This window comes from Desulfovibrio sp. TomC (genome assembly GCF_000801335.2).
Classification (GTDB): domain Bacteria; phylum Desulfobacterota; class Desulfovibrionia; order Desulfovibrionales; family Desulfovibrionaceae; genus Solidesulfovibrio.
Map to the genome: position 1 here is coordinate 1 of NZ_JSEH01000019.1, position 12,463 is coordinate 12,463.

Sequence of the window (12,463 nt, forward strand, 5' to 3'; positions counted from 1 at the left end):
CCGCCGCCGGAGGCATCTTCTCTTCTATCTTTTCTTCCCTTCCTACGCCTTACCCACTGCTGCAGCGCCGGCGCGCAGGGCTTCGGCATTTTTGGGGATGAGGTGGCTGTAGTGCTTGGCGATGACGTGGCCGAGGCTGTCTTCGACGGCGGACAGCGGCAGCACGCCGGTGGCCTCGACGTAGGCGCCAAGGGCCACCATGTTGGCCATGCGGGTATTGCCGAGGGAGTCGGCGATTTCATTGCAGGCCACGGGCACGAGACGCACGCGGGCGGCGTCGGCCAGGGCCGGGTCGATCAGGGACGAGTTGACGATGAGCACGCCGCCGTCGATGAGCTGGGGCTGGAACTTGTCCAGCGACGGGCGGTTCATGATAATGAGGCTTTTGGGGCTGCGGATAATGGGCGAACCAATGGCGTCGTCGGAGATGACGACGGTGCAGTTGGCGGTGCCGCCGCGCATTTCCGGCCCGTAGACCGGGATGTAGGTGACGTTTAACCCATGTTCCATGCCGGCGTAGGCCAGCAAGTTGCCGATGAGCATGACGCCCTGGCCGCCGAATCCGGCGATGATCACGTCCTGGTAGAGGCTCACGGCTATTCCTCCTTGGCTGCGTCCTTGAAGACGCCGAGCGGGAATTCGGGGATCATTTCCTTGCCGATGCGTTCGTTGGACGCCACGGGCGAGAGCTTCCAGTTGGTGGGGCAGGTGGCCAGGATCTCGACGAAGCCGAAGCCCTCGTCGTTCAACTGGGTCTCAAAAGCCCGGCGGATGGCCCGTTTGGTCTGGGCCATATTCTTCATGTTGTTGACGGCGGTGCGGGCGCAGTAGGCCACGCCGCCCAAGGTGGCGATGATTTCGGCCATGTGCATGGGGCCGCCTTCGCGTTCCAGGCAGCGCCCGCCGGGGCAGGTGGTGGTCTTCTGGCCGATCATGGTGGTCGGGGCCATCTGGCCGCCGGTCATGCCGTAGACGGTGTTGTTGACGAAGATGACCGAGATGCGTTCGCCCCGGTTGGCGGCGTGCATGATCTCGGCCAGGCCGATGGAGGCCAGGTCGCCGTCGCCCTGGTAGGCGAAGACAAAGGCGTCCTTGCGGGCGCGTTTGACGCCGGTGGCCACGGCCGGGGCGCGGCCGTGCGGGGCCTCGACGGTGTCGACGAGGACGTAGTTGTAGATAAAGACCGAGCAGCCGATGGCGCTGACCGCAATGGTTTTCTCCACCAGTCCGAACTCTTCCAGGCACTCGGCCACGATGCGGTGGATCACGCCGTGCTGGCAGCCGGGACAGTAGTGGGTGGGCACGTCGGCCAGGACGTCCGGGCGGTCGAATACAAGTTGTTCCTGCATGTTAAGCCCCCTTCACAGCGGCGCGGATGGGCGCGTCGAAGTCTTCGGGCGTCGGCATGTTTCCGGGGAGGAAGCCGAAGAAGTCCGAATCGGCGATGCCGCGCACGGCCAGACGCACGTCGTCGACCATCTGGCCGAGGTTGTGCTCGATGGTGAGAAACCGCTTGCCCTGTCCGGCCAGGGCGCGCAGCTCGGCCTCGGGGAAGGGGAACAGCGTGATGGGCCGGAACAGCCCGACCTTAAGCCCCTTGGCCCGAAGGGTGCGCACCGTGGACTTGGCGATGCGGCCGATGGAGCCGAAGGCCACCACGATCAGTTCGGCGTCGGCAGTCTCGAAGGCCTCGTAGCGCACTTCGGCCTGCATGGACTGGTACTTCTGCTGCAAATGCAGGTTCTGGCCGGCCAGGGCTCCGTCGTCGAGGAAAAGCGACTTGAGGATGCGCGGGGCGCGCTGTCCGCGTCCGGTCAGCTTCCAGTCGGCCCCGGCTTCGGGGTCGATGGGGAGCGGGGCGCGCGGGGCCACCGGCTCCTTCATCTGGCCGACGATGGCGTCGCCGAGGATGAGCACGGGATTGCGGTATTTAAAGGCCAGATCAAAGGCCTCGAAGGTCAGGTCGTAGCATTCCTGGCAGCTGGCCGGGGCCAGGACCAGGGTGCGGTAGTCGCCATGGCCGCCGCCCTTGACGGACTGGTAGTAGTCGCCCTGGGAAGAACCGATATCGCCAAGGCCGGGGCCGCCCCGGTTCATGTTGACGATGACGCCGGGCAGTTCGGAACCGGCCATGTAGGAGATGGCCTCCTGCATGAGCGACACGCCCGGGCTTGACGAGGTGGTCATGGCCCGCACGCCGCAGGCGGCCGCGCCAAGCAGCATGTTGGCCGAGGCCACTTCGGATTCGGCCTGGACAAATTCGCCGCCAATGGCCGGCATGGCCGAGGACAGCTTTTCCGGGATGTCGTTTTGGGGGGTGATGGGATAGCCGAAATAGCAACGGCAGCCGGCGTCCAGAGCGCCCTGGGCAATGGCTTCATTGCCCTTTATAAAGATGCGTTTGGCCGACATCACTCGTTCTCCTTGGCTTTGCTTTTGGCCGTGCGCCAAACGGTGATGGCCACGTCCGGGCACATCTGGGCGCAGGAGGCGCAGCCCGTGCATTTGTCCATATCGGCCGCAGGCAGTTCGGCTACCTTGTAGCCCTTGGCATTAAACCGCGACGAGGCCACGACAATGGACTTGGGGCAGGCCTCGACGCAAAGCAGACAGCCCTTGCAGCGCTGCTCGTCGATGACAATCCGCGACATCTGTTTCTCCTTGGGGGCAGGGGATCGGCGCGGCTCCTCCCATGGAGCGCGGCCCAGGCCCGAATAGGCAAGGCGGTGGGGAAACGCCAGGACGGCTACAAAACCAGCATGGCGTCGCCGTAGGAAAAGAAACGGTAACCGGAAGCGATGGCCTGTCCGTAGGCCGACAGGATTCTTTCACGCCCGGCCAGGGCGGCCAGCATAATCACCAGCGATGATCCAGGCAAATGGAAATTCGTGACCATGCCGTCCACCACGGCAAAGCGGTACCCGGGCCGGATGAAGATGTCGGTTTGCCCGGCAAAAGCCGCGAAAGAACCGGTTTCGCGCACCACCCCTTCGAGGGTCCGGGCGGCGGTGGTGCCGACGGCAATGACCGGCCGGCCGTCACGCTTGGCCTGGGACACGGCCGAGGCCGTTTCCGGGGAAATCTCGATCCATTCCTGGTGCATGGCATGGTCGCGCAGGTCCGGGACGCGTACCGGCGAAAAGGTGCCCACGCCCACGTGGCAGGTGACGGCGGCAAAGCCAAAGCCGCGCGCGCCCAACGTTTCCAGGAGTTCCTCGGTAAAATGCAGACCGGCCGTAGGCGCTGCCGCGCTGCCGAGCTTGTCGTCGCGGGCGTAGACGGTCTGGTAGGTGGCGCGGTCGGCCGCATCGTCCGGCCGACGGATGTACGGCGGCAGGGGCACATGCCCGATGCGCGCGAGCACGTCCGGCAGGCTGCCGCGCCAGGCGAGCGTCACCTCGGTATGGCCGAAGGCCCCCCGGGAGACGGCGGTGACGGCCAGATCCGGGCCGAACACGAACCGGTCCCCGGGCCTGGGCGGTCGGGATACGCGCAGCAACCCGGCGGCCGGGGCCGAGGACCAGCCCGTGGCCGGGTCGGTCTCGGGGGTCAGCAGGGCGACGGGGGTTAAGAGCAGAAATTCCACGGCCCCGCCGGTCGGACGCCGGCCAAGCAAGCGCACCGGGGCCACCTTGGTGTTGTTGGCGACCAGCAGCGCGCCCTCGGGGAGCAGGTCGGGCAACTCGGAAAAAACGCGGTGGGAAACCGCCCCGGCGGCCCGGTCAAGGACCATCAGCCGGCAGGCGTCGCGCACGGCGCAGGGGCGCTCGGCAATCATGCCGTCAGGCAGGTCGAACTGGTACGAGGCCAGCAGATCGTCAGGAACGGCGGGGGCGGCGTGGGCGGCGGGCGGCGAAAGCGGATCGGACAAGGGGATTTCCTGGACAAGCCGGGGTTACGGGTCAGGAGAACGAGACGGCGGGCCGGGAATGTCCGGTCCGCCGCCAATAATCAGCCTGGGGTGCGACGGATCAGGCCGCGCCCGTCAGGGGCGGTTGGGACCTTTGGCCACCCAGCACCGCCACCACGTCGCTTATCACCTGCTCGGCCTGTTCCTCGGGCACCTGGCAGGTGCCGACGTTTTTGTGGCCGCCGCCGCCGTAGGCCAGCATCAGCCGCCCGATGTCCGTGGGATTGCTGCGGTCGAAAATCGACTTGCCGACGGTGAGCACCACGTTCTGCCTGGCCTTGCCCCAGATGACCTGGACGCTGACGTCGGCGTCGGGAAACAGCGCATAGGCCGAGAACCGGTTGCCGGTATAAATTTCCTCCTGCTCGCGCAAGTCGATCAAGAGCACCTTGCCCACCATCTTCGAGCGCTGCCGCAGCATGGCCGTAAACTGGGCCTCCTGCTCGAAATAGCGCGTAACCCGCTCGGCCACGTCCGGATCGGCCAGGATGGCGGCAACAGACTCGGTGCGGCACAGATCTACCATCTTCATCATGAGTTGGTAGTTGCTGATGTGGTAATCGCGGTAGCGGCCAAGGCCGGTGCGCGGGTCCATGAGAAAACTGAGGAGAATCCAGCCGGCCGGATCGGCCACTTCCCCGGGCCGCAGATCGCCGCTGTCGCAGCGGTCGACATAGGCCAGCATCTCGTCGAAACGCTTGGGGAAACGGGCATGGCCGCCGTAATACTCCCAGATGACCCGGGCGCAGCTCGGCAGGGGCTTGGACACGCCGGTAAATTCAAAATCGCCCAGGCGGTCGGCCTCGCTGGTGTGGTGGTCGAACCACAGCCCGCAGCCCGGGGCATACGGCACGTTGGCCAGGATATCATCCGGGCCGCAGGCCACCTTGCCGTCCTGGACGTCTTTGGGATGCACAAACACCCACTCGTCCATGATGCCGGCTTCCTTGAGCAGCACCGCACAGATCAGTCCGTCAAAATCCGATCGCGTCAAAAGCCGCATGTCTGCCCCCTTGGCTCGCCGTCCGCGCTGTGCGGACGCCCGACCTGTCTAGCGCAAGCCACCCGTCGAAGCAACCGCGCCGCCCCAAGGCCTTTTCCGGGCCGCCAATCTATATTTCCTTTGCCAACCGGGTCTTTTTCCGGTGAAATAGTCCAAGGAACACCGTCATGCACCAACCCCCGCCCCATATTGCCCCAGTCGATACCCTCGACGGACTGATCGTCCTTATGGCCCAGACCGCTGGCCTGCGCCGCCAGGCCGCCGCCGCCCTCCTGGCCGGACGCCCGCTGCCGGCCGAACTGCCGGCCGGACTCGCCCTGGCCCTGGCCGAACTGCGCCGGGCCGCCGGCCGCGACCACGTCGCCAGCCTGCGCCACGGCGAAGACGTCAGCCTGTCCCTTGACCTGGCCGGGGAAATCAGCCCGCTGGAAAACGACCTCGCCTACCTTGAAGACGGCCGCGAAGCCCTTTTGAAACGCCTGGGCAAACACCGGCCCGGCCTGCGCGACGCCATCCGGCGCGGGCTTAAAAATATTGCCGGCGAAACCGTCAATACCCTCATCTGCGACTGCGACGCCCTCTATCACCCGTCCAGCCAACGCCTGCTGACCACTGTCCAGCCCGCCTGGAACGCCGTGGCCGCCTGCCGCTTCGCCATGGCCCGCAGCAAAAAACCCGTGCTGTGGTCCGACGCCCCGCTGACCGGACCCGGCATTGTCGACCGCACCACCATGCCGCCCCACACCTTCGCCTACGCCGCATCACTGGGCCGGCAGTGGCAAACCCCGGACGGCGACCAGGGAGAAGCGCCACTCTCCCAGGAAAAAGCCGATCTGCTCGAAGCCATAAACAGCCGCCTCGCCGCCCTCATGGCCGACCCGGCCTGGATCGCCTTCACCTGCGTCGGCACCGGACTCCAGTTTCGGCGCGGCGAAACCAGCATCGCCCGCCAAGACGTCACCGCCTCCATCGACGAAGACGCCTCCCTGGCCCTGCTCGAACACGTCCACGACGTCGTCGATGCCGTCGACCCCGAACGCCTGCACTTTCGCGTCGATGACGACGGCCACGACCTCACCATCACCCCCACCGCCGCCAACCGCGACCTGTGGAACGATTTTTCCCCGGCCGAAGGACTGCGCAACCTCAACGCCGCCCTTGGCCTTCATCTCGAAACCGGACCGCACCTCGTCTGCTGCACCGGCCCCCAAGGCATTAGCCTGCTCGCGGCCCTGGCCGGCTACACCACCGATCTGCGGGCCATCTTCGTCACCGACCGCGATGACCTCGCCCACCGCGCCGCCGCCATCTGCCCCCGCACCGCCATCGTCCGCCACCCCGACACCGTCGCCGCGATTTTGTCCGCCGCCGCGCCCTAAGCGCGGAGGCGACATGCAAAAGAAAATCGGGGCGTTGCCCCGAACCCCACCGGAGGGATGATCCCCCCGGACCCCTGCAATGGGGAAACTCGGCTTACGCTATGCCCCATCTGGTCGCTCTCTCTCTCCAACGAAATGCGGGCTTCGGCCTTTGGCGCAAGGCTTTGCTTGCGCCAAAGGCCGAAGCCCGCTGGCGAGTCGGGGCTTGGGATTGGGGTCGATGCGTCTGGCGCGCCAGCGACGGGCGCGTCAACCCCAATCCCAAGCCCCATTCTCTCACGCCGACGCCTGCCGACGGCTTCTCCGCCCGTTGACCTGACCCTGTCGAGGGGTCCGGGGGGATCATCCCCCCGGTGGGTCCAGGGTAAAGCCCTGGTCTTCTCCTCACTTCCCCGCTCCACCCTCTTCCCCTCTCACTTCCCGACGCGCGGCTTCGCGGCCGCTGCCGCTGGCGCAGCGGCTGGCTGGTTCACTTTGGTGCAGGCGGCGACGGCGGCGCGGTATTCTTTGGCGGCTGCAGCGAAGGTCGGGCCTTTGGCCATGGCTTTGCGGTAGTTGTCCAGGGCGCTGGGACAGTTGCCGGCCTGCATGTCCAGGTTGCCGAGGTAGTAATACGTCTGGGGATTGGCGGAATGACGGTCGGCGGCCTGGGAGAGGGCCTCTTTGGCGGCCGGGAACCGGGACTGGGTGTAGCGCAGGATGCCCAGGGCTTCGAGGGGCTGCGGGTTGGCGGGGTCGAGGCTGGCCGCTTTGGCCAGGGCGGCTTCGGCCCGATCGGGGAGCTGCTCTTTGGCGGCGCACAGCCCAAGCAGCAAGAAGGCTTCGGCGGACTGGGGCAGTTGCCGGACGAGTTCGTCGAGTTCAGGCCTGACGGCGGCGCAGTTGCCGGCGGCGACCGACTGTCTGGCTTTTCCCAGGCGTTCGGCCGGGGTGGGCGGGGGCGCGCTGGGCAGGGGCGGCGGCGTCTGTTTCTGGCAGGCTGCCAGGAGGCTTACGGCCAGCAGGAGGCAAAGGAGGGCTGCGGATCGCAGGCGGGGCAGTGGAAGCATGGTGCGTCTCCTGGGTGAACAAGGCCCGCCGTGGCGCGCCTGAAAACGTATCTTCTTGAACTATCAGAACATGTTGAAGGTAGTCTCGAATTCCCGGCCCTGTCAATCCCCTCCCCTGTCCCTGGCAGGAGTGGCTTGACGGACATTCCCGACCGACGTACAGGATAATAGCCCATGAGAAAAGCCCTCACGCAGGTTTCGGAGTACTTGTGCATCGCATGATTGAGTCGTATCCAAGCGTTGTGCGCCTGTATTTTGGTCTGCCCACCACTTTTCCCTCCTGTCCGGCCTTGGGGCCGACCTTGGCGTAACGACCATGTCGGCAGCAACGGACGCATCGAACATAGGCCTGCCAGCCTCCACTCCCCAGAGCAGACTCATAGTTATCGGCTTGATCGCTGTCATTATGGGTGTCCTTGGGTACTACGACACGAATTTGTTTGAATTCCTGTCTGATTTGATCTGCGTCGTGACCGGGATGGCCACATTTCTCGTGATATGGAACGCCCGGAGCCATGTGGAACATGGATTCCTGCTGGTGCTGGGCATGGCCTTCCTGGCGGCGGCGGTTTTTGATGCGACCCGGCTGATGGCCACGGCGTCCACGTTGCATTGGCTCTCTGCCGAGGCCATGGTATCGGGACTGCGCACCGTCGGCGTCCTGGTTTTGGCCGCATCCCTTGGCGTCGGGGCCTGGTTGGCGCAAAACCGCCGGGTTCCTCCTGTCCTTGCCGGCGGCCTGATCGTGGTTGCGGCCATGGTGCTGGCCCTGGTCGTCATCCCGCTCAAACCGCTGGACGAGTCGACACTGTGGGGGCTTGCCCCTTTCGAGTCCCAAGGGCATCTCCTGATCCAACGCATCGGCCTGGGTCTGGCCTCGTTGCTGTATATGGCGGCCTGGGCCGGAATATGGCGTTCACGCCGGCAGCTGGCCCGATCCATCGGCCGATTGCTGCTGGCCTGTCTGGCCTGTCTGGCCGTGTCCAGTGCCTTGTGCGCGGTTGGTTCTCTGCACGGCCCAGGCTGCGTGGTCGGGCACATCCTCAAAGTCCTGGGCTACTGCCTGGGCTGCCAAGCCATTGTGGTGACAGGCATAAGCCGGCCGTACCACCTGCTTTTCCGGGAGATCAACCACCGTGAGCAGGAGCTGACCGGGCGCATGGTGCGGTTAAACGCCCAGGCCAGGGCTATTTTCGACCTTGGCGGCGCGCGGTCCCTGGAGGATGGAAAATTCAAGGAGTTCGCCACGACCCTGGTGCAGCGGGCCATGGCGGTTCTGGGCGTCGGCCGGGCCGGGGTATGGGTGTTTTCGCCGACCCATGACCGGCTGGTGTGCCTGCTTGGCGGCGGCACAGGGAGTGAGGACGAGGGCATGAGCCTGCCCTGCCTGAACTATCCGGACTATTTTGCCGCCATATCCCATGAACGGGTGGTCGCGGCCGACCATGCCGAAACCGCACCGCTGACCCGGCCTTTTAGCGAGGACTATCTGAGGCCCCGGGGCGTCGTTTCCCTGCTCGACGCGCCGTTTCGTTTTGCCGGCCGGGTGGCCGGGGTGTTGTGCCTGGAGCATACGGGCACGCCGCGCCGCTGGTCTGACGACGAGCTGGCCTTTGCCGGTTCCATGGCCGACATGCTGAGTCTGGGCCTGGAGACTTCCGAACGTCGCCGGGCGGCCCGGGAGCTGGCCGAGAGCGAGCACCGTCTGCGTTCGCTCCTGGACGCCATGCCCGACCCGGTCTGTTTCAAGGACGCGAAGGGCCGTTGGATCGTGGCCAATCCGGCGCAGATCGACGACTTCGGTCTGACCGGCGTCCCCTGGCAGGGCCTGACCGATGCGGAGCTGGCCGAAAAAAGCCTGATCGCCCGTGACGCCTTTGAAACCGCCGCAGTCACTGACGCCCGGGCCTGGGCCAATCATGACGTAACGGTCTACGGCATCTCCATGACCACCCCGGCCGGCCAGCAGCGCCACTTTGACGTCACCAAAGCCCCGCTTTTCAACGCCGACGGCTCCCCCAAGGGACTGGTCACCCTGTCCCGGGACATCACCGCCTACCGCAACGCCCTGGCCCGGCTGCGGGAAACAAATGAAGAGCTGGAAGCCATTTACAACGAGACGTCCGACGGTCTGGTCATCGCCGACGCCAAGGCCCGGACGGTTGTCCGGGTCAATGCCGCCGCCTGCCGGATGTTTGGCTACACCCCAAGCCAGCTCACGGCCCTGGCTCCCTGGGAACTGCATCCCGAGGCCGACCGCGAAACGGCCGTGGCCCGATTTGCCGAGATCGCCGCCGGCAACCGCCGCCTGCTGGAGAGCATTGCCTGCCGGCGCAATACCGGCGAGGTGTTTTACGCCGACATTTCGGCCCAGGCCATCACCTATGGCGGCCGGCCGGCCATCCTGGCCTTTTTCCGGGACATCTCCGAACGACGGGCCAATGCGGAACGCCTCACCATGTCCGAAGACCGCTTTCGCAAAGTCTTCAACAGCACCTACGACGCCATCTTCCTGCACGATGAACAGGGCCGCATCCTGGACGTCAACGACAAGATGCTCGAACTCTACGGCGTGCGGCGGGATGAAGCCGCCTCCTTTGCCCTCGACGCCGACTACACCAGCCCCGACATGCCCAAGGAAAAACTCGCCGTCTACTGGCACGACGCCATGGCCGGCGAGGAACGCTTTTTTGAATGGAAAGCCCGCCGCCCCCACGACAACAGTCTGTTTTACGTCGAGGTCTATCTGCGCCGCATCCTGGTCGGGGAGCGCCACGTCATTTTGGCCAATGTGCGCGACGTCACCGAACGCAAGCGCGTCCAGGCCGCCCTGAGTGCCCGCCAGGAGGAGATTTCGGCGCTCAACCACGATCTGGCCCGCCGAGTGCGCGAGGAGACCGAGAAAAACCGCCACAAGGACATCCTGCTGCTCAACCAGACCCGTCTGGCCGCCATGGGCGAAATGATCGGCAACATCGCCCACCAGTGGCGACAGCCCTTAAACGCCCTGAGCATCCTGCTGGCCAACCTGCGTTTTGAATACGAAGGCGTGTGCGAGGATACCCGCGCCCTGGACACGGCCCACAAACAGGCCTTTGATATTTTGCGCAAGATGTCCTCGACCATCGACGACTTTCGCAATTTCTTCAAACCCGACCGCAAACGCGAACCGTTCCTGGTCGTGGACGCCGTTGGCGACGCCCTGCTCCTGATCGAGGCCAGCCTGGTCCAGCACGGCATCACCGTGCGGTTTATCGCCCGCCACAATCCCCTGGTGGAGGGCTTTCGCGGCGAATTCGCCCAGGTGGTGCTGAACCTGCTTGGCAATGCCAAGGATGCCGTCCTGGCCAAGCATCCGCCGGTCGGGCACATCGACATCCGGGTCATGGAGCGTCGGGGCAAGGCCGTGGTGTCCATCCGCGACAACGGCGGCGGCATAGCCCCGGACATCCTGGAACGCATTTTCGATCCCTATTTCACCACCAAGGGCAACCAGGACGGGACCGGCCTTGGCCTGTACATGTCCAAAACCATCATCACCGACCACATGCTCGGTTCCCTCACCGCAGCCAACCTCGCCGACGGCGCCCGGCTCATCATCCGGCTGCCTCTGGCATCGCGTCCGCAACAGTGATTTTCGTGGGGACACCGGGCAACACGCACTCTTTTTTTTACAAATACTCTCGTTTTCAGGGTCACCACCCTTGCCGCCGGGAAGCCGTCTGAGTCAGGAGATACGCCATGATCAAGCCCCCCCACGTGCCCGAACGCCTGCGCCCCCTGCGTTCCATGCATATCCTCGTGGTTGAGGACGACCGGTTCGCCCGGGAACAAATGAGCCTGCTGCTTTCGCGCTTTGCCGCCAAGCTCACCACGGCCGCTGACGGGGCCGAAGGTCTGGAAACCTTCAAATACGAACGCCCCGACATTGTCGTCACCGACATCAACATGCCCCGCCTCGACGGCCTGGACATGGCCCAGGCCATAAAGGCCATGGACCCGGCCACGCCGGTCATCCTGGTCACCGCCCACAGCGACACACAGTTTTTCCTGCGCTCCATCGAAATTTCCATCGACGGCTACGTGGTCAAGCCCATCGATGCCGACAACCTGCTGACCCTGCTGGCCAAACTGGCCAAAGGGCTGCTCGATTCACGGGCGGCCGAGGCCCGGGCCGGGATGTTCCGGTTCATTCTCGACATCAATCCCAACTTCATCCTCACCCTGCACGCCGGCGAGGTGGACTACGTCAACCGCACCTTTCTCGATTTCCTCGGCGCACCCAATCTCCCGGCCCTCAAAAACGGACAGCACGCCGGGCGCACGCTTGAAATCGACGGCCGGTCCCATACTGCCGCCGATCTGACCTGGACGGCCCTGCTCGACAAGCGCGAAAACATGAGCCATCAGGCCGTGTTCACGGCCAGACCCGGCCAGGACGAACGCGAACGCACCTACCTCGTTTCGATGGCCGCCTTTCCGGAGCTGGACCGCACCATCGTCAACTTCACCGACATCACTCCCCTGGCCGAGGAGCGGCGGCTGCTGCACATCCGCGCCACCACCGACGCCCTGACCGGCATCGCCAACCGGGCCGAACTGGCCGAGGCCCTGGAGCGCGAATGCAACCGCACCCAGCGCCACCCCGCCAGCGTCAGCGTCATCATGTTCGACATCGACCACTTCAAGGTCGTCAACGACACCTACGGCCATCCGGCCGGCGACGCGGTGCTGACCACACTGACCGCCCTTGTCTCCCGCCATGTCCGCAACCTCGACACCTTCGGCCGTTTCGGCGGCGAGGAATTCCTGCTGATCGCCCCCCAGACCAGCCTGGAGGAGGCCGGACACCTGGCCGAGCGCCTGCGCCTGGACATCGAGCAGCATCGGTTCCCGGCCGCCGGCAGCCTGACCTGCAGCTTCGGGGTCACCGTCAACCTCCCCGGCGACACGCCGGACAAACTGGTCGCCCGGGCCGATGCGGCCCTCTACCGGGCCAAAGAGACCGGGCGAAACCGCGTGGTCGCACACTAGCGCCCCGATGCGGGCCGGCCGCGGCCGTCGCTCCCGCACGGTCGCGGCCGGCCCTGGCCCGAGCGGCTTCCCAGCCGCTGCGCCCGGG

At 65.5% G+C, this 12,463-nt stretch carries 10 protein-coding genes; 3 read left to right on the top strand and 7 right to left on the bottom strand.

Annotated features, from left to right (window positions below; translation table 11 throughout):
* Positions 1–42: 42 nt before the first annotated feature.
* The 6 genes from NY78_RS16530 to NY78_RS16555 form a co-directional block, all read right to left on the bottom strand.
* Positions 43–594 carry a 2-oxoacid:acceptor oxidoreductase family protein gene (locus NY78_RS16530; protein ID WP_043638310.1) on the bottom strand — a complete coding sequence of 184 codons (552 nt, stop codon included), beginning with the start codon at positions 592–594 and terminating at the stop codon, positions 43–45.
* A gap of 2 nt (positions 595–596) precedes the next feature.
* The gene (locus NY78_RS16535) at positions 597–1,349 is read right to left on the bottom strand and encodes a thiamine pyrophosphate-dependent enzyme (RefSeq protein ID WP_043638314.1); all 753 of its coding nucleotides are present in this window, start codon (positions 1,347–1,349) and stop codon (positions 597–599) included.
* Between the two features lies 1 nt (position 1,350).
* Positions 1,351–2,412 carry a 3-methyl-2-oxobutanoate dehydrogenase subunit VorB gene (locus tag NY78_RS16540; RefSeq protein ID WP_043638315.1) on the bottom strand — a complete coding sequence of 354 codons (1,062 nt, stop codon included), beginning with the start codon at positions 2,410–2,412 and terminating at the stop codon, positions 1,351–1,353.
* The gene (locus NY78_RS16545; protein ID WP_043638320.1) at positions 2,412–2,651 is read right to left on the bottom strand and encodes a 4Fe-4S binding protein; all 240 of its coding nucleotides are present in this window, start codon (positions 2,649–2,651) and stop codon (positions 2,412–2,414) included. Before NY78_RS16545 ends, NY78_RS16540 begins: the two co-directional genes overlap by 1 nt.
* A 95-nt stretch (positions 2,652–2,746) precedes the next feature.
* Entirely contained in the window at positions 2,747–3,778 is a 1,032-nt protein-coding gene (gene queA, locus NY78_RS16550; protein WP_231584028.1) for a tRNA preQ1(34) S-adenosylmethionine ribosyltransferase-isomerase QueA, read from the bottom strand.
* A gap of 193 nt (positions 3,779–3,971) precedes the next feature.
* Positions 3,972–4,913 carry a hypothetical protein gene (locus NY78_RS16555; protein WP_043638327.1) on the bottom strand — a complete coding sequence of 314 codons (942 nt, stop codon included), beginning with the start codon at positions 4,911–4,913 and terminating at the stop codon, positions 3,972–3,974.
* Between the two features lie 167 nt (positions 4,914–5,080).
* Between NY78_RS16555 and NY78_RS16560 the strand changes: the two genes are divergently transcribed.
* A complete protein-coding gene (locus NY78_RS16560) occupies positions 5,081–6,292 on the top strand; it encodes a hypothetical protein (RefSeq protein WP_043638330.1) in 1,212 nt (403 codons plus the stop codon).
* Between the two features lie 413 nt (positions 6,293–6,705).
* Here NY78_RS16560 and NY78_RS16565 read toward each other — a convergent pair whose 3' ends face one another.
* Entirely contained in the window at positions 6,706–7,341 is a 636-nt protein-coding gene (locus NY78_RS16565; protein WP_053062251.1) for a tetratricopeptide repeat protein, read from the bottom strand.
* Between the two features lie 391 nt (positions 7,342–7,732).
* Here NY78_RS16565 and NY78_RS16570 point away from each other — a divergent pair, with 391 nt between their 5' ends.
* Together NY78_RS16570 and NY78_RS16575 are read left to right on the top strand one after the other, a co-directional pair.
* The gene (locus NY78_RS16570) at positions 7,733–10,975 is read left to right on the top strand and encodes a PAS domain S-box protein (RefSeq protein ID WP_231584026.1); all 3,243 of its coding nucleotides are present in this window, start codon (positions 7,733–7,735) and stop codon (positions 10,973–10,975) included.
* 107 nt (positions 10,976–11,082) lie between these two features.
* Complete coding sequence (locus NY78_RS16575) at positions 11,083–12,375, top strand: GGDEF domain-containing response regulator (protein WP_043638333.1); 1,293 nt, start codon at positions 11,083–11,085, stop codon at positions 12,373–12,375.
* Positions 12,376–12,463: the final 88 nt, after the last annotated feature.

Excerpts from the sequence above, each read along its gene's own strand:
- NY78_RS16560 (WP_043638330.1), top strand. The coding sequence starts at position 5,081 with ATGCACCAACCCCCGCCCCATATTGCCCCAGTCGATACCCTCGACGGA.
- NY78_RS16535 (WP_043638314.1), bottom strand. The coding sequence starts at position 1,349 with ATGCAGGAACAACTTGTATTCGACCGCCCGGACGTCCTGGCCGACGTG.
- queA (WP_231584028.1), bottom strand. The coding sequence starts at position 3,778 with ATGATTGCCGAGCGCCCCTGCGCCGTGCGCGACGCCTGCCGGCTGATG.
- NY78_RS16575 (WP_043638333.1), top strand. The coding sequence starts at position 11,083 with ATGATCAAGCCCCCCCACGTGCCCGAACGCCTGCGCCCCCTGCGTTCC.
- NY78_RS16540 (WP_043638315.1), bottom strand. The coding sequence starts at position 2,412 with ATGTCGGCCAAACGCATCTTTATAAAGGGCAATGAAGCCATTGCCCAG.
- NY78_RS16555 (WP_043638327.1), bottom strand. The coding sequence starts at position 4,913 with ATGCGGCTTTTGACGCGATCGGATTTTGACGGACTGATCTGTGCGGTG.
- NY78_RS16545 (WP_043638320.1), bottom strand. The coding sequence starts at position 2,651 with ATGTCGCGGATTGTCATCGACGAGCAGCGCTGCAAGGGCTGTCTGCTT.
- NY78_RS16565 (WP_053062251.1), bottom strand. The coding sequence starts at position 7,341 with ATGCTTCCACTGCCCCGCCTGCGATCCGCAGCCCTCCTTTGCCTCCTG.